This is a genomic window from Streptomyces spinosus, assembly GCF_020400655.1.
GTDB classification, from domain to species: Bacteria; Actinomycetota; Actinomycetes; order Streptomycetales; family Streptomycetaceae; genus Streptomyces; species Streptomyces argyrophylli.
The window spans coordinates 133720-157801 of record NZ_JAINRC010000014.1 but is presented as its reverse complement, the minus strand read 5'-3'; the positions used below and the strand labels follow the sequence as shown (position 1 = coordinate 157801).

General features: G+C 71.0%; 24 protein-coding genes and 4 tRNA genes. 5 read left to right on the top strand and 23 right to left on the bottom strand.

Features of this window, described 5'->3' with window-relative positions:
* Positions 1–98: 98 nt before the first annotated feature.
* The 9 genes from rpoB to LG395_RS26530 form a co-directional block, all read right to left on the bottom strand.
* Positions 99–3584: a DNA-directed RNA polymerase subunit beta gene (gene rpoB / locus LG395_RS26570; RefSeq protein WP_103812788.1), complete on the bottom strand. Its 3486-nt coding sequence runs from the start codon at positions 3582–3584 to the stop codon at positions 99–101.
* A 549-nt stretch (positions 3585–4133) separates the two neighbouring features.
* Complete coding sequence (gene rplL / locus LG395_RS26565; RefSeq protein WP_030345391.1) at positions 4134–4523, bottom strand: 50S ribosomal protein L7/L12; 390 nt, start codon at positions 4521–4523, stop codon at positions 4134–4136.
* 111 nt (positions 4524–4634) lie between these two features.
* Positions 4635–5165 carry a 50S ribosomal protein L10 gene (rplJ, locus tag LG395_RS26560; protein WP_030641169.1) on the bottom strand — a complete coding sequence of 177 codons (531 nt, stop codon included), beginning with the start codon at positions 5163–5165 and terminating at the stop codon, positions 4635–4637.
* 1126 nt (positions 5166–6291) lie between these two features.
* Entirely contained in the window at positions 6292–7212 is a 921-nt protein-coding gene (locus tag LG395_RS26555; RefSeq protein WP_225811493.1) for an SCO4651 family lipoprotein, read from the bottom strand.
* 166 nt (positions 7213–7378) lie between these two features.
* Positions 7379–8104: a 50S ribosomal protein L1 gene (gene rplA, locus LG395_RS26550; RefSeq protein ID WP_171153697.1), complete on the bottom strand. Its 726-nt coding sequence runs from the start codon at positions 8102–8104 to the stop codon at positions 7379–7381.
* Positions 8105–8205: 101 nt separating this feature from the next.
* Positions 8206–8640, bottom strand: a complete 435-nt coding sequence (rplK, locus tag LG395_RS26545; RefSeq protein WP_030345386.1) for a 50S ribosomal protein L11 — start codon at positions 8638–8640, stop codon at positions 8206–8208.
* A gap of 169 nt (positions 8641–8809) precedes the next feature.
* A complete protein-coding gene (gene nusG, locus LG395_RS26540; protein ID WP_225811492.1) occupies positions 8810–9670 on the bottom strand; it encodes a transcription termination/antitermination protein NusG in 861 nt (286 codons plus the stop codon).
* Between the two features lie 80 nt (positions 9671–9750).
* The gene (gene secE, locus LG395_RS26535; RefSeq protein ID WP_014674349.1) at positions 9751–10038 is read right to left on the bottom strand and encodes a preprotein translocase subunit SecE; all 288 of its coding nucleotides are present in this window, start codon (positions 10036–10038) and stop codon (positions 9751–9753) included.
* A gap of 106 nt (positions 10039–10144) precedes the next feature.
* Positions 10145–10217: transfer RNA gene (locus tag LG395_RS26530), tRNA-Trp, on the bottom strand.
* Between the two features lie 261 nt (positions 10218–10478).
* Between LG395_RS26530 and LG395_RS26525 the strand changes: the two genes are divergently transcribed.
* Together LG395_RS26525 and LG395_RS26520 are read left to right on the top strand one after the other, a co-directional pair.
* Positions 10479–11705 (top strand): pyridoxal phosphate-dependent aminotransferase, encoded by a 1227-nt coding sequence (locus LG395_RS26525; RefSeq protein WP_171153702.1) that lies wholly within the window; start codon positions 10479–10481, stop codon positions 11703–11705.
* A 124-nt stretch (positions 11706–11829) separates the two neighbouring features.
* On the top strand, positions 11830–12870 hold the full coding sequence (locus LG395_RS26520) for an adenosine deaminase (protein ID WP_225811491.1): 1041 nt from the start codon (positions 11830–11832) through the stop codon (positions 12868–12870).
* Here the strand turns inward: LG395_RS26520 and LG395_RS26515 are convergent.
* Positions 12815–13522: a hypothetical protein gene (locus LG395_RS26515; protein ID WP_225811490.1), complete on the bottom strand. Its 708-nt coding sequence runs from the start codon at positions 13520–13522 to the stop codon at positions 12815–12817. The two genes, LG395_RS26520 and LG395_RS26515, sit on opposite strands and share 56 nt — an antisense overlap.
* 32 nt (positions 13523–13554) lie before the next feature.
* On the bottom strand, positions 13555–14178 hold the full coding sequence (locus LG395_RS26510) for a TetR/AcrR family transcriptional regulator (RefSeq protein ID WP_225811489.1): 624 nt from the start codon (positions 14176–14178) through the stop codon (positions 13555–13557).
* 114 nt (positions 14179–14292) lie between these two features.
* On the opposite strand from LG395_RS26510, the gene LG395_RS26505 reads away from it, so the two are divergent.
* On the top strand, positions 14293–14925 hold the full coding sequence (locus tag LG395_RS26505; RefSeq protein ID WP_225811488.1) for an NAD(P)-dependent oxidoreductase: 633 nt from the start codon (positions 14293–14295) through the stop codon (positions 14923–14925).
* A 34-nt stretch (positions 14926–14959) separates the two neighbouring features.
* On the opposite strand, the gene LG395_RS26500 is transcribed toward LG395_RS26505, so the two are convergent.
* The 8 genes from LG395_RS26500 to LG395_RS26465 form a co-directional block, all read right to left on the bottom strand.
* Complete coding sequence (locus LG395_RS26500; RefSeq protein WP_225811487.1) at positions 14960–16015, bottom strand: UDP-N-acetylmuramate dehydrogenase; 1056 nt, start codon at positions 16013–16015, stop codon at positions 14960–14962.
* Positions 16016–16659: 644 nt separating this feature from the next.
* Positions 16660–18111 carry a DHA2 family efflux MFS transporter permease subunit gene (locus LG395_RS26495; protein ID WP_225811486.1) on the bottom strand — a complete coding sequence of 484 codons (1452 nt, stop codon included), beginning with the start codon at positions 18109–18111 and terminating at the stop codon, positions 16660–16662.
* 97 nt (positions 18112–18208) lie between these two features.
* On the bottom strand, positions 18209–18778 hold the full coding sequence (locus LG395_RS26490) for a TetR/AcrR family transcriptional regulator (RefSeq protein WP_225811485.1): 570 nt from the start codon (positions 18776–18778) through the stop codon (positions 18209–18211).
* Between the two features lie 122 nt (positions 18779–18900).
* Positions 18901–19329 (bottom strand): MaoC family dehydratase, encoded by a 429-nt coding sequence (locus LG395_RS26485; RefSeq protein ID WP_225811484.1) that lies wholly within the window; start codon positions 19327–19329, stop codon positions 18901–18903.
* Positions 19330–19336: 7 nt separating this feature from the next.
* On the bottom strand, positions 19337–19789 hold the full coding sequence (locus LG395_RS26480; RefSeq protein ID WP_225811483.1) for a MaoC family dehydratase N-terminal domain-containing protein: 453 nt from the start codon (positions 19787–19789) through the stop codon (positions 19337–19339).
* Positions 19790–19959: 170 nt separating this feature from the next.
* Positions 19960–20124, bottom strand: a complete 165-nt coding sequence (gene rpmG / locus LG395_RS26475) for a 50S ribosomal protein L33 (protein WP_003948671.1) — start codon at positions 20122–20124, stop codon at positions 19960–19962.
* Between the two features lie 90 nt (positions 20125–20214).
* Positions 20215–20287 (bottom strand) — tRNA-Met (locus tag LG395_RS26470).
* A gap of 46 nt (positions 20288–20333) precedes the next feature.
* Positions 20334–20406 (bottom strand) — tRNA-Thr (locus tag LG395_RS26465).
* Between the two features lie 308 nt (positions 20407–20714).
* Between LG395_RS26465 and LG395_RS26460 the strand changes: the two genes are divergently transcribed.
* Together LG395_RS26460 and LG395_RS26455 are read left to right on the top strand one after the other, a co-directional pair.
* Positions 20715–21980 carry an amidohydrolase family protein gene (locus LG395_RS26460; protein WP_225811482.1) on the top strand — a complete coding sequence of 422 codons (1266 nt, stop codon included), beginning with the start codon at positions 20715–20717 and terminating at the stop codon, positions 21978–21980.
* Positions 21981–22142: 162 nt separating this feature from the next.
* A complete protein-coding gene (locus LG395_RS26455; RefSeq protein WP_225811481.1) occupies positions 22143–22799 on the top strand; it encodes an NAD(P)H-binding protein in 657 nt (218 codons plus the stop codon).
* 105 nt (positions 22800–22904) lie between these two features.
* Here LG395_RS26455 and LG395_RS26450 read toward each other — a convergent pair whose 3' ends face one another.
* The 4 genes from LG395_RS26450 to LG395_RS26435 all read right to left on the bottom strand — a co-directional run bounded on the left by LG395_RS26450 (position 22905) and on the right by LG395_RS26435 (position 24020).
* Positions 22905–23117, bottom strand: a complete 213-nt coding sequence (locus tag LG395_RS26450) for a hypothetical protein (RefSeq protein WP_030641127.1) — start codon at positions 23115–23117, stop codon at positions 22905–22907.
* A 61-nt stretch (positions 23118–23178) separates the two neighbouring features.
* Entirely contained in the window at positions 23179–23403 is a 225-nt protein-coding gene (locus tag LG395_RS26445) for a hypothetical protein (RefSeq protein WP_171153724.1), read from the bottom strand.
* Between the two features lie 44 nt (positions 23404–23447).
* Complete coding sequence (locus LG395_RS26440) at positions 23448–23804, bottom strand: DUF6233 domain-containing protein (RefSeq protein ID WP_225811480.1); 357 nt, start codon at positions 23802–23804, stop codon at positions 23448–23450.
* Between the two features lie 134 nt (positions 23805–23938).
* A tRNA-Tyr gene (locus tag LG395_RS26435) sits at positions 23939–24020 on the bottom strand.
* Positions 24021–24082: the final 62 nt, after the last annotated feature.

The following is a 24082-nucleotide window of genomic DNA, read 5'->3' as shown; positions in this document are numbered from 1 at the left end:
CGTCAATCCCTCTCAGGGTCGTAAGTCTGTGGTCTGAAACGGGGGCCTGGGGGTCGGCGGGGGCCTCACACGGCGGCGAGGCCCCTACCGGACTCCCGTCAGACCTCTTCGACGCTGCTCGGCTCGCGCCGGGACAGGTCGATGCCGAGCTCCTCCGCAGCGCGGAAGACGTCCTCGTCGGTGTCGCGCATCTCGATGGACATACCGTCGCTGGACAGCACCTCCACGTTCAGGCAGAGCGACTGCATCTCCTTGATGAGCACCTTGAAGGACTCGGGGATGCCGGGCTCGGGGATGTTCTCGCCCTTGACGATGGCCTCGTAGACCTTCACGCGGCCGGTGACGTCGTCGGACTTGATGGTCAGCAGCTCCTGGAGGGCGTACGCGGCGCCGTAGGCCTCGAGGGCCCACACCTCCATCTCACCGAACCGCTGGCCACCGAACTGGGCCTTACCACCCAGCGGCTGCTGGGTGATCATCGAGTACGGACCGGTCGAGCGGGCGTGGAGCTTGTCGTCGACCAGGTGGTGCAGCTTCAGGATGTACATGTAGCCGACCGAGATCGGGTCCGGGAACGGCTCACCGCTACGGCCGTCGAACAGCCGCGCCTTACCGGTCGGGAGCACCATGCGCTCGCCGTCCCGGTTCGGGATGGTGTGCTGCAGCAGACCCGCCAGCTCGTCCTCACGGGCACCGTCGAAGACCGGGGTCGCGACGTTGGTGCCGGGGGCGACCTGGTCGGCGCCGATGGCCTGCAGGCGCTGGGCCCACTCCTCCGCGAGGCCGGAGACGTCCCAGCCGCGGCTGGCGAGCCAGCCGAGGTGGATCTCCAGCACCTGTCCCGGGTTCATTCGGGACGGCACACCCAGCGGGTTGAGGATGATGTCGACCGGGGTGCCGTCCTCCAGGAACGGCATGTCCTCGATCGGCAGGATCTTGGAGATGACACCCTTGTTGCCGTGCCGGCCGGCGAGCTTGTCACCGTCGGTGATCTTGCGCTTCTGCGCGACGTAGACGCGGACCAGCTGGTTCACGCCCGGCGGCAGCTCGTCGCCCTCCTCGCGGTCGAAGACGCGCACACCGATGACCTTGCCGGTCTCGCCGTGCGGCACCTTCAGCGAGGTGTCACGGACCTCACGGGCCTTCTCACCGAAGATCGCGCGCAGCAGGCGCTCCTCCGGCGTCAGCTCGGTCTCACCCTTCGGGGTGACCTTGCCGACGAGGATGTCACCGGCGATGACCTCGGCGCCGATGCGGATGATGCCGCGCTCGTCGAGGTCGGCGAGGACCTCCTCGGAGACGTTCGGGATGTCCCGGGTGATCTCCTCGGGGCCGAGCTTGGTGTCACGGGCGTCGACCTCGTGCTCCTCGATGTGGATCGAGGAGAGGACGTCGTCCTGCACGAGGCGCTGCGACAGGATGATCGCGTCCTCGTAGTTGTGACCCTCCCACGGCATGAACGCCACGAGCAGGTTCTTGCCGAGGGCCATCTCGCCGTTCTGGGTGGCCGGGCCGTCGGCGAGGACCTGGCCCTCGACGACGCGGTCGCCCTCGTTGACGATGACCTTCTGGTTGACCGAGGTGCCCTGGTTGGAGCGGGCGAACTTGGCCAGGCGGTACGTGATGTACGTGCCGTCGTCGTTGGCGGTGGTGATGTAGTCCGCGGAGACCTCCTGGACCACACCGGCCTTCTCGGCCTTGACGACGTCGCCGGCGTCGACGGCGGAGCGGTACTCCATGCCGGTGCCGACGAGCGGGGCCTCCGACTTAATCAGCGGAACGGCCTGGCGCATCATGTTCGCGCCCATGAGGGCACGGTTGGCGTCGTCGTGCTCGAGGAAGGGGATCATGGCGGTCGCGACCGACACCATCTGGCGCGGCGAGACGTCCATGTAGTCCACGTCCTCGGGGCCGACGTAGTCGACCTCGCCGCCACGACGGCGGACGAGCACGCGGCTCTCCTCGAACCGGAGGTCGTTCGTCAACGGCGCGTTGGCCTGCGCGATGACGAAGCGGTCCTCCTCGTCGGCGGTCAGGTAGTCGACCTCGTCGGTGACCTGGCCGTCGATGACCTTGCGGTACGGGGTCTCGACGAAGCCGAACGCGTTGACCCGGCCGTAGGAGGCGAGCGAGCCGATCAGACCGATGTTCGGGCCTTCCGGCGTCTCGATCGGGCACATACGGCCGTAGTGCGACGGGTGCACGTCACGGACCTCGAAGCCGGCCCGCTCACGGGAGAGACCACCCGGGCCAAGGGCCGACAGACGGCGCTTGTGGGTGAGACCCGACAGCGGGTTGTTCTGGTCCATGAACTGGGACAGCTGGCTGGTGCCGAAGAACTCCTTGATGGAGGCGACGACCGGCCGGATGTTGATCAGGGTCTGCGGCGTGATCGCCTCGACGTCCTGGGTCGTCATCCGCTCGCGGACGACACGCTCCATACGCGCCAGACCCGTGCGGACCTGGTTCTGGATGAGCTCGCCGACGCTGCGCAGACGACGGTTGCCGAAGTGGTCGATGTCGTCGGTCTCGACGACGACCGTCTCGCCGTTGTCACCGGTGGTCTCGGTCTCGCCGGCGTGCAGCTTCACCAGGTACTTGATCGTCGCGATGATGTCCTCGACGGTCAGGATGCCCGCGTCCAGCGGGGTGTCCGTACCCAGCTTCTTGTTGACCTTGTAGCGGCCGACCTTGGCGAGGTCGTAGCGCTTGGGGTTGAAGTAGAGGTTCTCCAGCAGCGTCTGCGCGGCCTCACGCGTGGGGGGCTCGCCCGGGCGCAGCTTGCGGTAGATGTCGAGCAGCGCGTCGTCCTGGCCCTGGGTGTGGTCCTTCTCCAGGGTGGCGCGCATCGACTCGTAGTCGCCGAACTCCTCAAGGATCTGCTCGGTCGTCCAGCCGAGCGCCTTCAGCAGCACGGTGACCGACTGCTTGCGCTTGCGGTCGATGCGGACACCGACCATGTCGCGCTTGTCGATCTCCATCTCCAGCCAGGCACCCCGGGACGGGATGATCTTGGCGGAGAAGATGTCCTTGTCAGAGGTCTTGTCGATGCTGGAGTCGAAGTAGACACCGGGGGAACGGACCAGCTGCGACACCACGACACGCTCGGTGCCGTTGATGACGAAAGTGCCCTTGTTCGTCATGAGCGGGAAGTCGCCCATGAAGACGGTCTGGGACTTGATCTCGCCGGTCTCGTTGTTGGTGAACTCGGCGGTGACGAAGAGCGGGGCGGCGTACGTGAAGTCGCGCTCCTTGCACTCGTCGATCGAGTTCTTGGGCGGCTCGAAGCGGTGGTCCCGGAACGTCAGCGACATCGACCCGGAGAAGTCCTCGATCGGGGAGATCTCCTCGAAGATCTCCTCCAGACCGGACTTGGTGGGGACGTCCTGACCGTTCTCAAGGGCCTCCTCGACCCGAGTCTGCCAGGCGGTGTTGCCGAGCAGCCAGTCAAAGCTCTCGGTCTGCAGCGCGAGCAGGTTCGGAACCTCGAGGGGCTCCTTGATCTTTGCAAAGGAGATGCGCAGCGGGGCGGTGCTGGCGCCGTTGTTCGTATTCGCGGTCGAGGCAGTGCGCGAGGCGGCCAAGAGGGGGTCCTTCCGAGGGCTCGGACTCACTACGCGCGTACCGGTCCCTCTCCCGTACACAGAGACGGAAACCCCAGGTCAGGGGGGCTTCGGTCGACTGTGCTCAAAAGAGGGCAGACCCCTGGTGACGGGCAGGGGACAGCTAACAGGCAGCGCAAAGGGACAGTGTAGCCACTTGGCACACTGATGTCCAGTGCGGGTTTTCGAAGACCCTCGTTGCCCTCAACGCCCTCTTCAACGCCCTCGGCATGCCTGCCCTCAACGCACGTTGATACTGCCCTCTTCGTCGCCGATCCATGCCTCGGATTCGGATCCTTGTGACGACGCGTCCTGAGAATTGCGCGCTGCGTGCGGTTCGTCAAGGGTTCCTTGCCGGAACCGGCGCATCGGGAGACACGACGAAGATCACCTTACCCCTCACGAACAGAGGTGCAAGGCAGCCCAGCCGGACCCCGGGGAACGCCGAAGGGCGACCACCCGGATGGATGATCGCCCTTCGGTGCGTTCGCGTTACAGCCCTAGGGGGCCGTTTCGGCGGTCGCGAAGGTCTTACTTGACCTCGACGGACGCGCCGGCGCCCTTGAGGGCCTCGGCGGCCTTGTCGGCCTGCTCCTTGTTGACCTTCTCGAGGACCGGCTTCGGGGTGCCGTCGACGAGGTCCTTGGCCTCCTTCAGACCCAGGGAGGTCAGCTCACGCACGACCTTGATGACCTGGATCTTCTTCTCGCCGGCGCCGGTGAGGATGACGTCGAACTCGTCCTTCTCCTCCTCGGCCTCGGCGGCGGCGCCACCAGCGGCACCACCGGCGACGACGACCGGCGCGGCAGCGGCGGCGGTGACGTCGAACTTCTCCTCGAAGGCCTTCACGAACTCGGAGAGCTCGATGAGGGTCATCTCCTCGAACTGGGCAAGCAGGTCTTCCTGGCTGAGCTTCGCCATGATGGCGGTCCTTCCACTCAAATCGGCAGGTGCCGGATGTACTGGGTAAGGCGGGCGTACGTCGGCCCGCTGCGACCCGTGCCGTGGGCGCGGATCAGAAAGCGAGCCGAATTACTCGGCACCGCCCTGCTCGGCCTGCTTGGCGCGCAGCGCGTCCACGGTGCGGACGAGCTTCGACGGCAGCGCCTGGAAGACGGAGGCAGCCTGGGACTGCTTCGCCTTGAAGGCACCGGCCAGCTTGCTGAGCAGAACCTCGCGGGACTCGAGGTCCGCAAGCTTCTTGATCTCGTCGGCGGACAGCGCCTTGCCGTCAAGGACACCGCCCTTGATGACGAGATTGGGGTTGTCCTTGGCGAAGTCACGGAGACCCTTCGCCGACTCCACCGGGTCACCGGTGACGAAGGCGACGGCCGTCGGACCAGCGAAGAGCTGGTCGTCCAGCGTGATCCCGGCCTCGTTGGCCGCAATCTTGGTCAGCGTGTTCTTCACCACGGCGTACTGGGCGTTCTCACCGAGCGACCGGCGCAGCGTCTTGAGCTGCGCCACGGTGAGACCGCGGTACTCGGTCAGCACGGCGGCGTTCGAGCTGCGGAACTTGTCCGTCAGCTCAGCAACCGCGGCAGCCTTGTCGGGCCTCGCCATAGAGCCTCGGCCTCCTTCCGGGTGATTCGGACCGCGCGGACCCGAAGGAGGACTGGGGAAAACGAAACGCCCCGGCGCAGGCGCACGGGGCGGACTCGACCGGCCGCACACGCGCTCGGCGCGCGCACTCCGGGAGTTCTTCCACTGTCACCTGCGCGGGTCGTCCACTTTTCAGCGGATCCTTCGGCCACCGCACCCTCATTCGAGCGCACGGCAACGACCAGCGGTCTTTGGCTTCTCGAAGAGAGTACGGGACGCGACCTCCTCCGAGCAAATCAGCCGTTTAGGCCCACGCCGCCCGGGGCAACACGCTCCCCGGACAGGTCCGGCGGCCCTCCACGGGGAGGTGCGGCGCCTGCGGCGGGGCGTGACGGGGGGTGAGGCGCCTGCGGCGGGCTGCGACGAGAGGGTGCGACGCCTGCGGCGGGCTGCGACGAGAAGCCGTGGCCGGGGCGAGCGGGCCCCCTTGCGGGGGCGGGCGGCGGCGTGAGGCCGGGCTCCGGCGGGCAGGCCCCTGCGGGGCGGGCGGTGGCGGGAGGCCGTGGCTCGGACGAGCGCCCCGTGGCCGCAGCCCTGGTTCTGACGAGCGTGCCGGGGACCAAGGGCCATGGCGCGAGCGGGCAGGCCGTGACGGGGGCCCGGGACCGGACGAGCGACTCGTGGCCGCGGCCCCTCACCCGGGCGAGCCGGCCTCTGCGGGAGGCCGTGGCTCGGACGAGCGATCCGCGTCGGCGCCCGAGCCAAGACGCGCGGGCCGAGGACGGAAGGCCGTCGCCCGGGCAAGCGACCCCTGACCGCAGCCCCGGCCCGAGCGAGCGCGGCGAGGGCGGGAGGTCACGGCCCGGGAGCGGGCCGAGCGACGGGAGGCCGTGGCCCGGGGCGAACGCCCCCTGGCCGCGGTCTCTGCCCGAGCGAGCCGGCCTCTGCCGGGAGGGCGTCGCGCGTGCCGGCCACTCGCGCACGGCCGGCCAGGCCGGGCCATCCAGAGCCGCAGACCCCGGCCGGGGCTCCTCGGCAGGAGGCCCTGGCGGTGGGCAGCCTGCCCGGCGGAAACCGTGGCTCATGGCCGCAGCCCCCACGGGAGGCCCTCCCCGTCACCGCCTCGGGGAGGCGGTGTTCCGGCGGGTCAGGACGTGGCGCCGGTGCCGCCCGACAGCGTGCCGCCGGCCTTCAGCATGTCCGCGAAGTCCTTGGTGTCGCCGGCCGGGGGCGCCTCGGCGGTGACCTTCACGCCGTAGTCGGTGTAGAAGGACGTGTTGGTCATGGCGCCGTTGGCCGTGTCGGCCTTCTCGGTCTTCTTGACCAGCAGGTCCTGGTCGTTGATCCAGATGTCGACCGTGTCGGTGGTGACGCCGGCCTGGCTGAGCTGCTTCTTCAGGGCCGACAACTGCTCGGCGCTGAGGTTGCTGGTCTTGCCCGCGAGGTCGGCGACGTTCAGCGTGCCCGAGTAGTGGGTGGTGTGGACGCCGGAGACCGTCTCCTCGCCGACCTTCTTGACGTCGCCGGAGGCCAGCAGCATCTTCACGGACTGGTTCGGCGTGGCGTTCTGGATCTGGTCCTTCATGTACGAACCGGAGGCGCCGCCGAGCTTGGCGAGGTCGTCGTAGGAGTACTTGATCCAGTGCTTTCCGCCGCCCGCCTGCTGGGCGTACGTGTCGCTCATGTGCGCGTAGTAGGCGTCCGGCAGGTACCGGGCCTCCATCGACTGCGTGCCGGCCTTCTTCATCAGCTCGGCCATCTGGCCGCCGGTGTACGTGATGGTGAGGTTGCCCTTGAGGCCGTCGCCCCAGGTGAGGGCGCCGTTCGCGGTCATCGACATGAGCTTGCCGATGGACGTGGTGGAGCGCACCTTGGCGGAGTCGGCCTTGTCCGTGGACTTCTCCGCGGAGCGCAGGGCGGCGATGGGGCTGACGCGCGTCGCGGTCTTGCCGGCCGCCTTCTCACCGCCGTCCTTGCCGGAGTCGGAGGAGCCGCACGCGGCCACTCCGGTCAGCGCGGCCACCACGGCTGCGGAAAGGGCCGCCCGGCGCACGATCGTGCTCATCATGTACTCCCACCCCTAATACGTGTCCTGTGCCTGCACCGTATGCCAGGCCACTGACAGTCGTGCGAAAAGTCGCACAAAGAAAGGACGGGCCCGGAACCTTCGAGGTTCCAGGGCCCGCCCTTTTCTTCACGCGTACCTGACGCGGCTACCGGGCTGAGCCGAGGGCTCAGACGGCGGCCGGGTCCTCCTCGACGAGGAGGTTACGGGTGCGGTTCGGGTCGACCGGGATGCCGGGGCCCATGGTGGTGCTGACCGCGGCCTTCTTGATGTAGCGACCCTTGGCGGCGGACGGCTTCAGACGGAGGATCTCCTCCAGCGCGGCGCCGTAGTTCTCCACCAGCTTGGTGTCGTCGAAGGACGCCTTGCCGATGATGAAGTGCAGGTTCGAGTGCTTGTCGACGCGGAACTCGATCTTGCCGCCCTTGATGTCGGTGACGGCCTTGGCGACGTCGGGGGTGACGGTGCCGGTCTTCGGGTTCGGCATCAGACCACGCGGGCCGAGGACGCGGCCGAGGCGGCCGACCTTGCCCATGAGGTCCGGGGTGGCGACGACGGCGTCGAAGTCCAGACGGCCCTTCGCCACCTCGTCGATCAGTTCGTCGGAGCCGACGATGTCGGCGCCGGCGGCCTCCGCGGCCGCAGCACGGTCACCGGTCGCGAAGACCAGGACCCGGGCGGTCTTGCCGGTGCCGTGCGGAAGGTTCACGGTGCCACGGACCATCTGGTCGGCCTTGCGCGGGTCGACACCCAGACGGAAGGCGACCTCGACGGTGGCGTCGAACTTGGTCGTGGAGGTCTCCTTGGCCAGACGGACGGCCTCGAGCGGGGCGTACAGCTTCTCCCGGTCGACCTTGGCGTCCGCAGCGCGGAGAGCCTTGCTGCGCTTGCTCACAACTTGCTCCTGTGTGTTCTGAAGGAGTCGTGGTCCCTGGGCCGAGCAGGCCCTGCCACGTGCGACCGGCTACGGCCGCATGACTGCTTGGGGGGTTGGGGTCAGCCCTCGACCGTGACGCCCATGGAACGCGCGGTACCGGCGATGATCTTCGCGGCGGCGTCCAGGTCGTTCGCGTTCAGGTCGGGCATCTTGGTCTGGGCGATCTCGCGGACCTGCGCCTCGGTGATCTTGGCGACCTTGGTCTTGTGCGGCTCGCCGGAGCCCTTCTCGATGCCCGCGGCCTTGAGGATCATCTTCGCGGCCGGCGGCGTCTTGGTGATGAAGGTGAAGGAGCGGTCCTCGTAGACCGTGATCTCCACCGGGATGACCCAACCGCGCTGCGACTCGGTCGCGGCGTTGTAGGCCTTGCAGAACTCCATGATGTTGACGCCGTGCTGACCCAGCGCCGGGCCGACCGGCGGAGCCGGGTTGGCGGCGCCGGCCTGGATCTGGAGCTTGATGAGCCCCGTGACCTTCTTCTTCTTGGGAGGCATAGCTCTCCGGGTCCTTTCGGTTCGGGTCCTGCCCGCCTCCGGGGACCACCCGGATGCAGGCATACCGCACAACGATAACGGGTATAGATGCGCGGCCAAAAACCGTGCAGGTCAGGAGGGCTGAACCAGCCCGCCTGACCTGCACGGAAGCAGTACGTCCAGAAAAGGTCTAGTTCTTCTGGATCTGGTCGAAGGAGAGCTCGACCGGCGTCTCGCGGCCGAAGATCTCCACCAGGCCCTTGACCTTCTTCGAGTCGGGGTTGATCTCGTTGATGGTCGCCTGGAGCGTGGCGAACGGGCCGTCGGTGACGGTGACCGAGTCGCCGACCTCGAAGTCCAGCACCTGGACCTCGACCTTGCGCTGCGGGGCGGGCTTGCCCTCGGCCTCGGCGGCCTCGCGGGCGGCCTTCTCCTCGGCCTCCGGGGCGAGCATCTTGACGATCTCGTCCAGGGTCAGCGGGTACGGGTCGTAGGCGTTGCCGACGAAGCCGGTGACGCCCGGGGTGTTGCGGACGACGCCCCAGGACTCGTTGGTCAGGTCCATGCGGACCAGGACGTAACCCGGCAGCTTGTTCTGCTTGATCGTCTTGCGGTCGCCGTTCTTGATCTGGACGACCTCTTCCTGCGGCACCTCGGCCTGGAAGATGTAGTCCTCGACGTTCAGCGAGACGGCGCGCTGCTCCAGGTTGGTCTTCACGCGGTTCTCGTAGCCGGCGTAGGTGTGGATGACGTACCACTCGCCGGGCAGGGTGCGCAGTTCTTCGCGCAGGGCCTCGACCGGGTCCACCGGGGCGGCGGGCTCTTCCTCGGCGGCCTCCGCGACGGCGGCCTCCGCGTCGGCCTCGGCCTCTTCGTCCTCGTCCTCGACGTGCAGCGCGGCCTCCTCGGCCGGCTCACCCGCCTCGGCCTCGGCAGCCTCGAACTCGTCCTGCTCGTCCGCGCCCTCGACGATGTCGAGCTCGTCGTCCACCGTCTCGGCAGCCAGCCCTCGGGGCTCGGTGGCGTCGTCGTTCAGGTTCGGGTCAGACACGATGGCTGCTTCTTCCTGGATACATAGGGGTGGAACATGCGAAAACGGGCGCCGGTACCACGGCGCCCTTCGCTCTTGGCTCAGCCGAAGACGTACTTGGCCGCGTGGTTGAGCCCATAGTCAATCACGGTCACCAGGGCGATCATGATGGCGACGAAGAAGATCACCACGGTGGTGTACGAGGTGAGCTGGTTGCGCGAGGGCCAGACGACCTTGCGGAGCTCCGCGATGATCTGGCGGTAGAAGGTGGCCAGACGCTTGAGCGGGCCCTTCTTTGCGCGCTTGCCGCCCTTGCGAGCCCTCTTCTTGGACTCGGACACCTCGTCCTGGGCGTCAGGCGTGTCGATGGAGCCCACGGCGTCCGTCATAGTCCTCACCTGATCCCGGGTCGTGGCCGTGCCGCGCCCGGTTTCTGAGCCGCACGGCGGTGCATTGCAGTACGTACATGCGCACACATCCTGGCGGTGTGTGTAGCAGGGCCGGAGGGACTTGAACCCCCAACCGCCGGTTTTGGAGACCGGTGCTCTACCAATTGAGCTACGACCCTTTGTGTGCCCCCCAACGTACCGCATCCGACCGGGTGCCCGGTGTGCACCGGCTCGGCGGCGGCTGCTGAAGGCCAACGAGGTGAGAGTGTACGTGGTCCGGGGCCCGGCGTCGAACAGAAAGCGCCCGTCCGGTACCACCCGGCCGAAGATCGTCCAGGCCGGGGGCCGGATTCGGACCCCTGTTCACGCCTCGACCCCTTCCCGCTCAGTCCGTGAAACCCGTGTGCCGGGCGCGTTCGCGGTCTGGAACGATGGGCCGCATGAGCGCTGCAACCCCTCCCACCGAGCGCCGGGTCTCCGCCCGAGTCGGCGCGATCTCCGAGTCCGCCACCCTCGCCGTGGACGCCAAGGCGAAGGCCCTGAAGGCCGCCGGGCGTCCGGTGATCGGCTTCGGCGCCGGTGAGCCCGACTTCCCGACCCCGGACTACATCGTCGAGGCGGCCGTCGAGGCCTGCAAGAACCCGAAGTACCACCGCTACACCCCGGCCGGCGGCCTGCCCGAGCTGAAGGCCGCCATCGCCGCGAAGACGCTGCGCGACTCCGGCTGGGAGCCCGACGTCTCGCAGATCCTCGTCACCAACGGTGGCAAGCAGGCCATCTACGAGGCGTTCGCCGCGATCCTCGACCCGGGCGACGAGGTCATCGTCCCCGCGCCGTACTGGACGACCTACCCGGAGTCGATCCGCCTGGCCGGCGGTGTCCCGGTCGAGGTCGTCGCCGACGAGACCACCGGCTACCGGGTCTCGGTCGAGCAGCTGGAGGCGGCGCGCACGGAGAAGACGAAGGTCGTGCTGTTCGTCTCCCCGTCCAACCCGACCGGCGCGGTGTACTCCGAGGCCGAGACCGAGGCGATCGGCCGCTGGGCCGTCGAGCACGGCCTGTGGGTGCTCACCGACGAGATCTACGAGCACCTGGTCTACGGCGACGCCGCCGCCGTGTCCCTGCCTGGGCTCTTCCCCGAGCTGCGCGACAAGTGCATCGTGGTCAACGGTGTGGCGAAGACGTACGCCATGACCGGCTGGCGCGTGGGCTGGGTCATCGGCCCGAAGGACGTGGTCAAGGCCGCGACGAACCTCCAGTCGCACGCCACGTCGAACGTCTCCAACGTCGCCCAGGTGGCCGCGCTGGCCGCCGTCTCCGGTGACCTCGACGCCGTGGCGACGATGCGCGAGGCGTTCGACCGGCGCCGCAAGACCATCGTGCGGATGCTCAACGAGATCGACGGCGTGGTCTGCCCCGAGCCCGAGGGCGCGTTCTACGCCTACCCGTCGGTCAAGGCGCTGCTCGGCAAGGAGATCCGCGGCAAGCGCCCGCAGGACACCGTCGAGCTGGCCGCGCTGATCCTGGAGGAGGCCGAGGTCGCGGTCGTCCCGGGCGAGGCGTTCGGCACGCCGGGTTACCTGCGGCTGTCGTACGCGCTCGGTGACGAGGACCTCGCCGAGGGCGTGAGCCGCATCCAGAAGCTGCTGGCGGAGGCCAGGGACTGAGTCGTCCGTTCCCGGACAGGGGCACCTCCGGATCTGCGGAGGTGCCCCTGTTCCTTTGTGCGAGCAAGACCACGTCGGGGGAAACGGCTACCGGGACAGCGGGGACATACGGCAGGATCTGGGAATGGAGCGTGTACGTGATCTCTCTGAGCTGCCGAAAGCCCATCTGCACCTGCACTTCACCGGCTCGATGCGACCGGGCACCGTCCTGGAACTGGCCGACAAGTACGGCGTCCGCCTGCCCGACGCGCTGACGGAGGCGCTGACCAGCGGGGAACCGCCGAGACTGCGGGCCACGGACGAGCGGGGCTGGTTCCGTTTCCAGCGGCTGTACGACGCCGCGCGCTCCTGTCTGCGCGAGCCGGAGGACATCCGGCGCCTGGTCCGGGAGGCCGCCGAGGAGGACCTGCGGGACGGCTCGGGCTGGCTGGAGATCCAGGTGGACCCGACGTCGTACGCGCCCCGGCTGGGCGGTCTGATCCCGGCCCTGGAGATCATCCTGGACGCGGTGGACACGACCTCGCGGGAGACCGGGCTCGGCATGCGGGTGCTGGTGGCCGCGAACCGGATGAAGCACCCGCTGGACGCGCGCACCCTGGCCCGGCTGGCGGTGCGCTACGCGGACCGGGGCGTGGTCGGCTTCGGGCTCTCCAACGACGAGCGGCGGGGCATGGCGCGGGACTTCGACCGGGCCTTCCACATCGCGCGGGAGGGCGGTCTGCTGTCGGCCCCGCACGGCGGCGAGCTGACCGGCCCGGCGTCGGTCCGGGACTGCCTGGACGACCTGGACGCCACGCGGATCGGGCACGGGGTGCGGGCGGCGGAGGACCCCCGGCTGCTGAAGCGGCTGGCCGACCGGGGCGTGACCTGCGAGGTGTGCCCGGCGTCGAACGTGGCGCTCGGCGTGTACGAGAAGCCGGAGGACGTGCCGCTGCGCACCCTCTTCGAGGCGGGCGTCCCGATGGCGCTGGGCGCCGACGACCCACTGCTGTTCGGGTCCCGGCTGGCCGCCCAGTACGAGATCGCCCGCCACTCCCACGGCTTCACGGACGCGGAACTCGCGGAGCTGGCCCGGCAGTCGGTGCGCGGTTCGGCCGCCCCGGAGGAGGTCAGGAAGCGGCTGCTGGCCGGCGTGGACGACTGGCTGGCGCGCCCGGCGGTCTGAAGTGGGCGTACGGCGGACGGGCCTTGAAGCAGACCATCACCTCGGCCGGGTGCCCGCCGCCGGGCGCGTCGACCAGGGGCAGGAACGACCCCAGGTACGCCATGCGCCCCTCGCCGACACGCTTCTGGTACGGCCCACGGCCCGCCGCGTCCGCGAAGCGGGTGGCCGTCCCGGCGAAGACGTGGCGGTGACCGAAGAGGAAGAAGGTACGCGCGTGCGTGGCGTGCCGCAGGTCGCCCCGGAAGTCCGCCCGGTCCCGGCGCTCGGTCCAGGCGGCGGCGTCCCGCGCGGTGCGGGCCTCGTCGGTGCGGACGGTCAGCGGGGTGCCTTGCCGTAGCCGGCGGCGCAGGTCGGGCCACCGGCTGGGACGCAGGCCGAGGCTTTCGTGGACGAGGAGCAGGTCGACCGGTTCGCCGACGCCCTCGTCGGGCGGGACGCCGTCGCGCAGCGGCACGTGGACGATCGTGTGCGGGGAGCGGGCGGCGAAGGCGAACAGCGCGGCGAGCCGGTCGAGCCCGTCGTGGTCGCCGAGCAGCATGCCGACGGGGTCGGGGGCGCGCAGCGAGGTGTGGCGCAGGGTGTGCCGGGGCTGGATGATCCGGTACTCGTGCGGCCCGGTGCGGGGCCGGAACTCGCGCAGCCTCAGCCGCATGGGGGACGCCTCATGTGGGGTGCCTCATGGCGTCAGGGTCGCGCGTCTCCCGGCGTTTCCGCAACGGAGATTCCGCCCACCAGGGTGCGGGCGACGCGGGTGGCGAACTCGTCCACGGGCGGGCGGGCGCCGGTCTCGGTGGCGTCGTAGGCGAACGCCCGCTGGGCGCACGCGCCGATGAGGAGGGAGGCGGCGGCATAGGTGTCGGCGTCGGCACGGACCCGGCCGGCGGCCTGCTCGGCGCGGAGGTAGGCGTCCAGGCCCTGGATGGGCAGGTGCGGGCCGGAGCCGATCGCGCGCAGGGCTTCGTCGTGGCGGCGCTTGAGCTGGGTCTCGGCGTAGAGGGATGCGGCGATCGGGAAGCTCTGCTCGTAGAAGAGGGCGGCCTGGCGGGCGATCTCGGTGAGGTTCCCGGCGAGCGTGCCCTGGCCCGGTTCGGCGGCGAGGCCGCTGAGCAGCGGGGTGAGGCGGGGCAGTCGCTCGGTGAGGACCCGTACGAACAGCTCCTCCTTGCTGTCGAAGTACTTGTAGAGGGCCGCTTCGGAGCAGCCGGCCGCGCGGGCGATCTCCTTGGTGGTGGCGCGGGCGAGTCCGACGGTGAGCATCAGCTCGTGGGCCGCGTCGAGGATGCGGACACGCGCCGGCTTCGTCTCCATGGGGCTCCGATCGGGACTTGACGGGTGGGTGAGTGCCTACCCACCCTAGAGGCCACACGGGTGAGTGAATACTTACCCACCATTGTCCGCGAACCTAGGGAGTCGAACGTCACCATGAAGCTCACTGTCTTCGGCGCCACGGGAGGGATCGGCCGGGAGCTGGTCCGCCAGGCCCTGGACGCCGGTCACGAGGTCACAGCGGTGGTACGGGACCCGGCCCGGCTCGCCGTCACCGGCGACCGTCTGGAGATCGTCCGCAGCGACCTGAGCGACCCCGAGGAGCTGCGGCCCGCCGTACGGGGCCGGGACGCCGTCTTGTCGGGCCTGGGCGCGCGCAGCCGCGAGGACGCCGGGGTGGCCACCCGGCTGACCCGCACGGTGCTGGATGCCATGGAGGCGGAGGGGGTACGCCGGCTGCTGGTGGTGAGCGCCGCGCCGGTCGGCCCGGCCCCGGCGCACGACGGCCTCCTGGACCGGGCGGTGCGGCGCCTGGTGTCGGCGATCCTCGCGGACGTCTACGCCGACCTGCGGGGGATGGAGGCGGAGCTGGCCCACAGCGGCACGGACTGGACGTCCGTACGGCCGCCCCGGCTCCAGGACAAGCCGCTCACCGGCCGCTACCGCACCGTCGTCGGCGGCTTCCCGCCCCGGGGACGCTTCATCGGGCGTGCGGACGTCGCGCACGCCATGCTCGCGCTGATCGACGCCGAGGAGACCCTGAAGCAGGGGGTCGGGGTGGCCTACTGAGCGGCGCCGCCCGCCACCGCTCCGGCAACCGCTCCTAGATGCCGACGCCGACGGTCACCGGCTCGTTGACCAGGGTGACGCCGAACGCCTCGCGGACACCGGCGATCACCTCGCGGGCCAGCGCGAGCAGGTCCTCCGTGGTGGCACCGCCCCGGTTGGTGAGCGCGAGGGTGTGCTTGGTGGAGATGCGGGCGGGGCCGCTGCCGTACCCCTTGGTGAAGCCCGCCTTGTCGATCAGCCAGGCCGCTGAGGTCTTCGTACGGCCCTCCCCCGCCGGGTAGGCGGGCGGCTCGACGCCCTCGCCCAGCCGTGCCCGCACGCGCGCGCGGAACGCGGCGAACTGCTCGTCGCCGAGGATCGGGTTGGTGAAGAAGGAGCCGGCCGACCAGGTGTCGTGGTCCTCGGGGTCGAGGACCATGCCCTTGCCGGCGCGCAGCTTCAGCACGGCCTCCCGGGCGTCGGCCAGCGGCACCCGGTCCCCCGGCTCCACACCGAGCGCACGGGCGGCCTCGGCGTACCTGACCGGCGCGGACAGCCCGCCCGCGTCCTCCAGCTCGAAGCAGACCCGGAGCACGACGTAGCGCTCCGGGTCGGCCTTGAAGCGGCTGTGGCGGTACGAGAAGGCGCACTCTTCGTTCGTCAGCGTGACGGTCTCGCCGGCCCGCCGGTCGTAGGCGATCACCTCGGTGATCGTCGAGGAGACCTCCTGGCCGTAGGCGCCCACGTTCTGGATCGGCGTGGCGCCCGCGGATCCGGGGATGCCGGCCAGGCACTCGATCCCGGCGAGCCCGGCCTCCACGGTGCGGGCCACGGCGTCGGTCCACACCTCGCCGGCCGCCAGCTCCAGCGTGGTGCCGCGCAGCTCGACCCCGCGCGTGGCGATGCGCAGCGCGGTGCCGTCGAAGCCCTTGTCGCCGATGACCAGGTTCGATCCGCCGCCGATGACCAGCAGCGGGGTGCCGCTGTCGTCCGCCTCGCGGACGGCGGCGATCACCTCGGCGTCGGTGGCGGCGGTCACCAGCCGCGTCGCGGGACCACCCAGCCGGAAGGTGGTCAGCGGGGCAAGGGGGGCGTCGTGGAGTACCTGCACGGGCCCAAGACTACGAGACGGGCCGGCGGGGGCCGCGCCGGCCGACAGCAGCGCCGCCGACGGACCGGGAGGCGCCCGTGCCACCGGCCTGCCGGCGCGACGCACAGGGCAGCGCGCTGCCGGACGGTGCCCTGCCGCTCTCCCTCCCCCGCGCCCGAGAACGCACGCACGCGCGCGTGGACCTCCCCCGCGGGCCGCGGGTCCACGCGCGCGTGCTGTGCGGGCGACGGCTACGTCAGCCGCCGTGTCGCCTCCTCCGGCTCACCAGGAGGCCGTCGGCGGAACGTCTTCCCGGTGGTGAAGTGGAGGTCTTCCGGGTGGCGGACCGGACGTCACGCATCCGGCCCGCCAGGCGCGGGACGTCGGCCGGCGGGCTCCGGACCGGGCGCACTTCTCGGGCGCGGCCGGCTCCCAGGCGGACAGGGTCCGCAGGGCCTGGAACCTGAGCGGGGCCTGGCAGGCACTGGTGCGCGGCCGGCCTGCCGCCGGACGGCCGGTGTGCGGACGAGGAAGCGGAGGGCGCCCCGCAGGATGCGGGTCTCGGAGGGCGAGGCGAAGACGTGGGCCCCGCGCCGGCCGGCGCGGGGCTGGGCGCGGTCCGGGCAAGCGTGGGCGTCGCGGGTTCCTCGCGCGGTGGTGACGGGTCAGCGGGAGGCGGTCTCCAGGACCGGCGCGGGCGCCTCCCCGACCGCGGGAGCGCTGCTGCGGCGCCCGGGGATCACCAGGGCCGCGACCGCGGCGAGGGCGACCACCGCCGAGCCGGTGACCAGGGCCGGCCGCAGACCGTCGACGAAGCTCCGCGCGGACTCGTAGCCGCCCCGCGCCGAGAAGATCGACGACATCACCGCGATGCCGAGCGCGCCGCCCACCTCACGGAGCGCGTTGTTCGCGCCGGAGGCGATCCCCTGCTCCTGCGGGCGCACGCTGGCCATGACCAGGCTGGCGGCCGGCGCGAAGTACAGGGCCATGCCGACACCGCTGATGACGAGGCCGGGAAGCTGGGCGCCGTAGGAGACGTCCGTGGTGACGATCCAGGCCATGTAGCCGAGCCCGGCGGCCTGGAGGAACAGGCCCGCGGCGACGACCGGCCGGCCGCCGATCCGGTCGGACAGGAGCCCCGCGACGGGCGCGACGAGCATCGGCATGCCGGTCCACGGCAGCATCCTCAGCCCCGCCTCGGTGGGCGAGTAGCCGAGGACGCCCTGCATGTACTGGCTGAGCAGGAAGATGGAGCCGAACATCCCGACGAACATCAGCAGGCTGGCGGCGTTGATCCCGGAGAAGGCCCGGGAGCGGAACAGCCGCATGGGCAGCATCGGGTGCGCCGCGCGGGAGCTGTAGCCGACGAAGCCCACGAGCAGCGCCCCGCCCGCGCCGAGCGCGGTCAGCACCACGGAGTCGGTCCAGCCGTCGGCGGGCCCGCGGACCAGGCCGTAGACGATCCCGAAGAGCCCGCCGCTGGCGAGGAGCGTGCCGGGCACGTCGAGGCGGGCGCCGGTGCCGTGGGACTCGGCGAGGCGCAGCCGGGCGAGCGGCAGCGCGGCGAGGCCCAGCGGGACGTTCAGCCAGAAGATCCAGTGCCAGGAGACGTGCTCGGTGAGGCTGCCGCCGATCAGCGGCCCGGAGGCGACGGCGAGGCCGTTGACGGCGCCCCAGATGCCGTACACCGTCCCGCGCCTGGCCGCGGGCACGGCCGCCGTGAGCAGGGTCAGCGTGAGCGGCAGCATCACGGCCGCGCCGACGCCCTGGACCGCGCGGGCGGCGATCAGGGAGTCGATGCCGGGTGCCATGGCCGCGGCGGCGGACGCGCCGGTGAAGACGGCGAGTCCGGCGATGAACATCCGCCGGCGTCCGAAGCGGTCGCCGAGCGCGGCACCGAACATCAGCAGGACGGCGAAGGTGAGCGTGTACGCGCTCACGGTCCACTCCAGGTCGTCCAGCGCCCCGCCGAGGTCCTCGCGGATCGAGGGCAGGGCCGTGGTGACGACGAGGTTGTCCAGGGACGCCATGAATCCGGCGACGCTCGTGATGACGAGGGCCCATATCGCGCTCGCGCGCGACGGGTTGGTGACGGGTGGTGCTGTCTGCTGTGCCATCGTCCCCCCTGGGGATCGTAGTTAGTTATTGCTGACTAACTTTGCTGGGCATGGCTGTGCTCATGCCGGTGCCCGCCGAGACGACAGGGCCAGGCCCCTACACCTCCAGGCGACCCGTACTCCGGGCCGACGGATAGAGCCCCTCCCAGACCCGGTGCTCGGGCGGAAAACCCATGGCCACCAGGCAGTTGATGAGCATCCCGTGGGCCAGGAAGGCGGTCGTGCCGTCGACGTCGGCGCCGAGCGCCAGCCGCACGGTGTCCCACAGCCGCATCCAGCCGGCCCGTACGCTCTCGCCGAACTCCCGGTCGCCCTCCTGCTCCGCGGCGGCCACGGCGATGTACATCTGCATCTGCATCATCAGCCACTCGGGCCGCTCCGCGATGACCTTGGTGTACGCGTTCGCCATGGCGTGCAGGGCCTCCTCGCCCCGCAGCCCCTCCGAGGCCTCCTCGAAGGTCCGGATGGTGTCCTCCACGCAGCGTTCGGCCGCCGCGAGGAAGATCGCCTTCTTGCCCGGGAAGAGCCGGAAGAGGTACGGCTGCGAGACGCCGACCCGCTTGGCGATGGCCTCCGTGGAGGTGCCGTGGTACCCGCCGCGTGCGAACTCGGCGGTCGCCGCGCGGACGACGCTCTCGCGTCGCTCCTCTGCGCTCATCCTGGGCATGCCGCTAAGTTAGTACTCAATCACTAAGTTGGTCAAGGGCGTACGGAGCCGTGTGGGAGGACGGCATGCGCGAGGGGCGCCCCGCCGAAGCAGGACGCCCCTCACACGCGGCACGCGGGCCGTCAGGCGAGCCGTACGACCGCCCGGGACATGCCCAGCACCTTCTGGCCGGCGCTCATCGCCGTCAGGTCCACCCGTACGGTGTTGTCGTCCAGCTTGGCCGCGACCTTGGCACTGACCTCGATCAGGGCGCCGTGGTCGTCGTTCGGGACGACGACGGGCTTGGTGAAGCGGACGCCGTACTCCACGACCGCGCCCGGGTCGCCGGTCCAGTCGGTGACCACGCGGATCGCCTCGGCCATGGTCAACATGCCGTGCGCGATGACGTCCGGCAGACCCACCTCCTTGGCGAACTTCTCGTTCCAGTGGATCGGGTTGAAGTCCCCGGAGGCGCCCGCGTAGCGCACGAGCGTGGCGCGGGTCACGGGGAAGGTCTGCGCCGGCAGCTCGGTGCCGACCTCGACCTCGTCGTAGGCGATCTTCGCCGTCATCGGGTCCTCACGCCTCCTCGGCCGCGCGGGCCACGAGCTTGGTCCAGGCGGTCACGACGTGCTCGCCGGCCTCGTCGCGCACCTCACCGCGGATGTCCAGGATGTCGTTGCCCGCGAGGGACTTGATCGCCTCGATCGTGGAGGTGACCGTGAGCCGGTCGCCGGCGCGCACCGGGCGGGCGTAGGCGAACTTCTGGTCGCCGTGGACCACGCGGCTGTAGTCGAGCCCCAGCTGGGGGTCCTCGACGACCTGGCCGGCCGCGCGGAAGGTGATGGAGAACACGAAGGTCGGCGGGGCGATCACATCGGAGTGACCGAACGCCTTGGCGGCCTCGGGGTCCGTGTACACCGGGTTGGTCTCGCCCACCGCCTCGGCGAACTCGCGGATCTTCTCCCGGCCCACCTCGTAGGGCGCGGTGGGCGGGTAGGTCCGTCCCACGAAGGACTGGTCGAGCGCCATGGCCCGGCACCTCCTGATGTCTGCTGTGCTGGCCCCAAATTAGCCGGAAACCGGCCGCGCGACGCGCACGGGGGCGGCGCGGCGGGCGGGTACGGCGAGCCGGGCGCCGAGCCGGTGAAACGCCGTGAGGCCGCCCCCTCGGAAGGGGACGGCCTCACGGTCGAGCCTGTTTATCGCGTTTCGCGGTGCGCGGTGTGCGCATTGCAACGCGGGCAGTGCTTCTTCATCTCAAGACGGTCCGGGTTGTTACGCCGGTTCTTCTTGGTGATGTAGTTCCGCTCCTTGCACTCCACGCAGGCCAGCGTGATCTTCGGGCGGACGTCGGTGGCAGCCACGTGAGTGCTCCTATGACGAACGGGTGGACTGGTTCAACGCAAGAAAGAGTAGCCGATCGAAGGACCGACCCCGCAATCGGCTACTGTCAGTAGCGGTGACCGGACTTGAACCGGTGACACAGCGATTATGAGCCGCTTGCTCTACCGACTGAGCTACACCGCTTTGATGAGATCAGCCCCCGCCTCGCGGCGGGAACCTCTCACACCAGAGCCCCAAAACGGAATCGAACCGTTGACCTTCTCCTTACCATGGAGACGCTCTGCCGACTGAGCTATTGGGGCGAGCGATGAAGACATTACACGGTCCGCCGCCGTTCACCCAAATCCGTATCCCGCCGCCCGACGGAACCCTCTCCACGGCCCACTCGACAGCCCCTCGGGCCCCGGAGACGCGGCGGGATCACCGCCCGCGCGCGTCGGCGGCCCGTGTGACGTCCGAGGCGGACCACGCCGGTACGACTATTGCGCTCCTGCGCGTCCCGCGCGGTTCGTCGCCCTAGGCTCGACTCACTCTGCGTGATCTTGGGGCGGTGGACGGCCCCTGTTCCCCACGCCGGCCCGCCCGCCCCCCGGCCCCCACCTGGAGCGCGATGCCCGACAGCCAGCCGCAGCCGCAACCGCCGTCGAACCCGTCGGGGTCCTCCGGACACTCCGACCAGGCCGCGCTCCTGCTCTGCGGTGCACGCCTCACCGACGGCCGGACGGTGGACGTGCGGCTGGGCGGCGGGCGCATCGAGGCCGTGGGCACCACCGGCAGCCTCGCGCCGGGCCCGGCCCGGACGACCGCCACGCGCGTGGACCTGAGCGGCTACCTGCTCCTGCCGGCGCCGGCCGAACCGCACGCCCACGGCGACACCGCCCTGTCCGCCGAAGACCCCGGCCCCGCGTCGTACGCCCCCGAGGACGTCCAGCGCCGGGCCACGGAGGCGGCCCTGCTCCAGCTCGGGCACGGGGCGACGGCGGTACGCGCGCACGTGCGCGTGGGCGACGTCCAGGGGCTCGGCGCGCTGGGCGCGGTCCTCCAGGCACGGCGGTCCCTGCGGGGGCTGGCGGAGCTGACGGCGGTGGCGATGCCCCGGCTGCTGACCGGGGTGGCCGGGGCCGACGGGCTCGCGATGCTGCGGGACGCGGTGAAGATGGGCGCCGGTGTGGTGGGCGGCTGCCCGGACCTGGACCCCGATCCCACCGGCTACGTGGAGACGGTCCTGGAGGTGGCCTCCGAACACGGCTGCCCCGTCGACCTGCACACGGACGCCGCCGACCCGACCCGTCTCTCCCGGCTCGCGGCCATGGCGGGGGGCCTGCGCCCCGGCGTGACGATCGGACCGTGCGCCGGTCTCGCCCGCCTGCCCGGCGATGCCGCCTCCCGTGTCGCCGACCAGCTCGCGGCGGCCGGGGTGACGGTCGTGTGCCTGCCCCAGGGCGGCTGCGGCGGCGCCGACCGGCGCGGCACCGCGCCGGTACGGCTGCTGCGTGCCGCGGGGGTGCGAGTGGCGGCCGGCAGCGGTGCCCTGCGGGACGTGTCCAACCCCGTCGGCCGCGGCGACCCGCTGGAGGCCGCCTACCGCCTGGCCTCCGCCCACGGCCTGCGCCCCGAGGACGCCTACGACGCGGTGTGCGCCTCGGCACGCGCGGTGCTCGGCCTGCCGGAGGTCCGCGTGGAAGCGGGCTTCCCGGCCGAACTGCTGGCCGTACGCGGCGACCACCTCCCCGGCGCGCTGTCCCTGGCCTACAGCCGGATCGTCGTCCACCGCGGCCGGGTGGTGGCCCGCACGAGCGCGGTCCGCGAGTACTGCAACTCAGCGGTCACAGCGGAACTGGGCCTGCCGCGACAGGGGCGGGGGGAGCTGTCCTGAGCGGGCGGCGGGGCGGGCGGGGCCGGCAGGGGTCGGTGCGGGAGCCGTCCCGGGGCGGCGGGACCTCGCTCGCCGGCACCGCCTGACCACGCCTGTGGTGCTCCGGAACGCGGCGGTCAACCCGTGCGGCGGATGCGGCTCTCCGGGCGTACGGTCGGTTCCATGCGCATTGTCATCGCTGGTGGTCATGGTCAGATCGCGCTGCGGCTGGAGCGTGTGCTCTCCGCGCGCGGGGACGAGGTGGCGGGCATCATCCGCAGAGCCGAGCAGGGCGACGATCTGCGCGCGGCCGGCGCCGAACCGGTCCTGCTCGACCTCGAGTCCGCCTCGGTGGAGGAGGTCGCGGCGCACTTGCAGGGCGCGGACGCGGCGGTGTTCGCGGCCGGCGCGGGCCCGGGCAGCGGCACGGCACGCAAGGACACCGTGGACAGGGGCGCGGCGGTGCTGTTCGCGGACGCCGCCGTACGCGCGCGCGTACGCCGTTTCGTGGTGGTGTCCTCGATGGGAGCGGATCCCGCGCACCAGGGGGACGACGTCTTCGACGTGTACCTGCGGGCCAAGGGCGAGGCCGACGCCTACGTCACCCGTCAGGAGGCGCTGGACTGGACGATCCTGCGCCCGGGCGCGCTGACGGACGAGGCGGGCACCGGGCTGGTCCGGCTGGAGGCGCACACGGGGCGCGGCTCGGTCCCCCGGGACGACGTGGCGACCGTCCTCGCGGAACTGGTGGACACGCCGGCGACGTCCGGTCTCACGCTGGAGCTGATCAGCGGTTCGACACCGGTGTCGGTGGCGGTGAAGTCGGTGGCCGGGAACTGAGCGGGGCCGCCGGCCGTCGACCGTCCGGGCCCGCCTCGCCCTCCCCGTACGCGTCCTGACGAGCCGTGGGAATCACGGCCCGCCTGCTCCCGGCCCGTCAGGCCCTCAGAACAGCGGCAGCTGCCCGGGAAAGTCCGGCACGGCGTACCCGTCCAAGGACGGCTGCACGGCCCCGAGTTGCGCCGGCTGTCGCGACCCGGCGCAGGAGACCAGTTCCCCGTTCTCCCGCGCCCCGGGCGGGTCGTGCCGTGCGAAGCGGCCCGCGACGACGGCGATGTCGCGGTGGCACACGGGGCAGGTTCTGCGGCGGGAGGACATGCCGTCAGTGTGCCCGAGCGTGCGGTCGGCGTACCTCCCCCGGGCGACGACGGTGGTGTGATCAGGTCCGGGTCTCCGCCTCCCACCGCTCGGGGCCGACTCCGCGCCAGTCGATCAGCGGCGAGTCGGCCACCTCCTCCGGCTCGATCTCCAGCCCCGCCCGGCGCAGGAACTCCACCAGGTCCCGCACGTTGTGCGCGAGGCCGAGGATCTCGCCGTCCACCCGTACCCGGCGACCGCCGGTCGGGGACGGCAGGTGCACGATGATGGGACGTTTCCCGGCCATGGCTCCAGCATCATCCGGACCGGCCGGGCCCGCACCCGGGCCGGTCATTCGAGAATCCCCAGCGCGGTGTCCGGCCGGCACAGCGGGCACGCGGGGACTCCTTCCTCGGTGAGGGCCCGTACCGCCTGCTCCCGGCCGACGCCCTTGGCCCGCCCGCCGCCGGCGCCCGTACAGCCGCCGACGTGGACGTACACCGCGCTCCGGCCCTGGGGACCACGCTCGACGGCCCACCCCGCGGCGGCCTGCCGGACGCCGGCACGGCGCTGCCGTGCGGCCTCCCGGCGTTCCTCGTCGGCGATCCACCGGTCCATCAGCGCGAGCTGCCTGGCGGCCTGGTGTTCGACGACGCGGCGGGCGAAGCGCAGCATGTCGAGACGCGTCAGCGGACGGTCCTCGTTCACACGTTCGATTCTAATGAGGTGCGGGGTCGACGCGCGACAGCGGTCCCCCCCCCCGGCCGGGCGGAGCCGGCGCCCCGGACAACGACGAAGGCCCCGTGACCTGCTTACGCAGATCACGGGGCCTCGCTCCCGTGTGGCGGCGCCAGGATTCGAACCTGGGAAGGCTGAGCCGGCAGATTTACAGTCTGCTCCCTTTGGCCGCTCGGGCACACCGCCGGGTGATGCTGCCGCTTCGAACCCGCTTTCGGCGGTGTTCCCCGGCAACGACGTAAACAATA

Coding starts and splice junctions, on each gene's coding strand:
- LG395_RS26520 (WP_225811491.1), top strand. CDS start 11,830: ATGGAGCGTGTACGTGATCTCTCTGAGCTGCCGAAAGCCCATCTGCAC.
- LG395_RS26490 (WP_225811485.1), bottom strand. CDS start 18,778: ATGCCCAGGATGAGCGCAGAGGAGCGACGCGAGAGCGTCGTCCGCGCG.
- rplL (WP_030345391.1), bottom strand. CDS start 4,523: ATGGCGAAGCTCAGCCAGGAAGACCTGCTTGCCCAGTTCGAGGAGATG.
- LG395_RS26445 (WP_171153724.1), bottom strand. CDS start 23,403: ATGGCCGGGAAACGTCCCATCATCGTGCACCTGCCGTCCCCGACCGGC.
- LG395_RS26455 (WP_225811481.1), top strand. CDS start 22,143: ATGCGCATTGTCATCGCTGGTGGTCATGGTCAGATCGCGCTGCGGCTG.
- rplJ (WP_030641169.1), bottom strand. CDS start 5,165: ATGGCGAGGCCCGACAAGGCTGCCGCGGTTGCTGAGCTGACGGACAAG.
- LG395_RS26515 (WP_225811490.1), bottom strand. CDS start 13,522: ATGCGGCTGAGGCTGCGCGAGTTCCGGCCCCGCACCGGGCCGCACGAG.
- LG395_RS26510 (WP_225811489.1), bottom strand. CDS start 14,178: ATGGAGACGAAGCCGGCGCGTGTCCGCATCCTCGACGCGGCCCACGAG.
- LG395_RS26525 (WP_171153702.1), top strand. CDS start 10,479: ATGAGCGCTGCAACCCCTCCCACCGAGCGCCGGGTCTCCGCCCGAGTC.
- LG395_RS26485 (WP_225811484.1), bottom strand. CDS start 19,329: ATGACGGCGAAGATCGCCTACGACGAGGTCGAGGTCGGCACCGAGCTG.
- LG395_RS26495 (WP_225811486.1), bottom strand. CDS start 18,111: ATGGCACAGCAGACAGCACCACCCGTCACCAACCCGTCGCGCGCGAGC.
- LG395_RS26450 (WP_030641127.1), bottom strand. CDS start 23,117: ATGTCCTCCCGCCGCAGAACCTGCCCCGTGTGCCACCGCGACATCGCC.
- LG395_RS26555 (WP_225811493.1), bottom strand. CDS start 7,212: ATGATGAGCACGATCGTGCGCCGGGCGGCCCTTTCCGCAGCCGTGGTG.
- rplK (WP_030345386.1), bottom strand. CDS start 8,640: ATGCCTCCCAAGAAGAAGAAGGTCACGGGGCTCATCAAGCTCCAGATC.
- LG395_RS26460 (WP_225811482.1), top strand. CDS start 20,715: ATGCCCGACAGCCAGCCGCAGCCGCAACCGCCGTCGAACCCGTCGGGG.
- secE (WP_014674349.1), bottom strand. CDS start 10,038: ATGACGGACGCCGTGGGCTCCATCGACACGCCTGACGCCCAGGACGAG.
- LG395_RS26480 (WP_225811483.1), bottom strand. CDS start 19,789: ATGGCGCTCGACCAGTCCTTCGTGGGACGGACCTACCCGCCCACCGCG.
- LG395_RS26505 (WP_225811488.1), top strand. CDS start 14,293: ATGAAGCTCACTGTCTTCGGCGCCACGGGAGGGATCGGCCGGGAGCTG.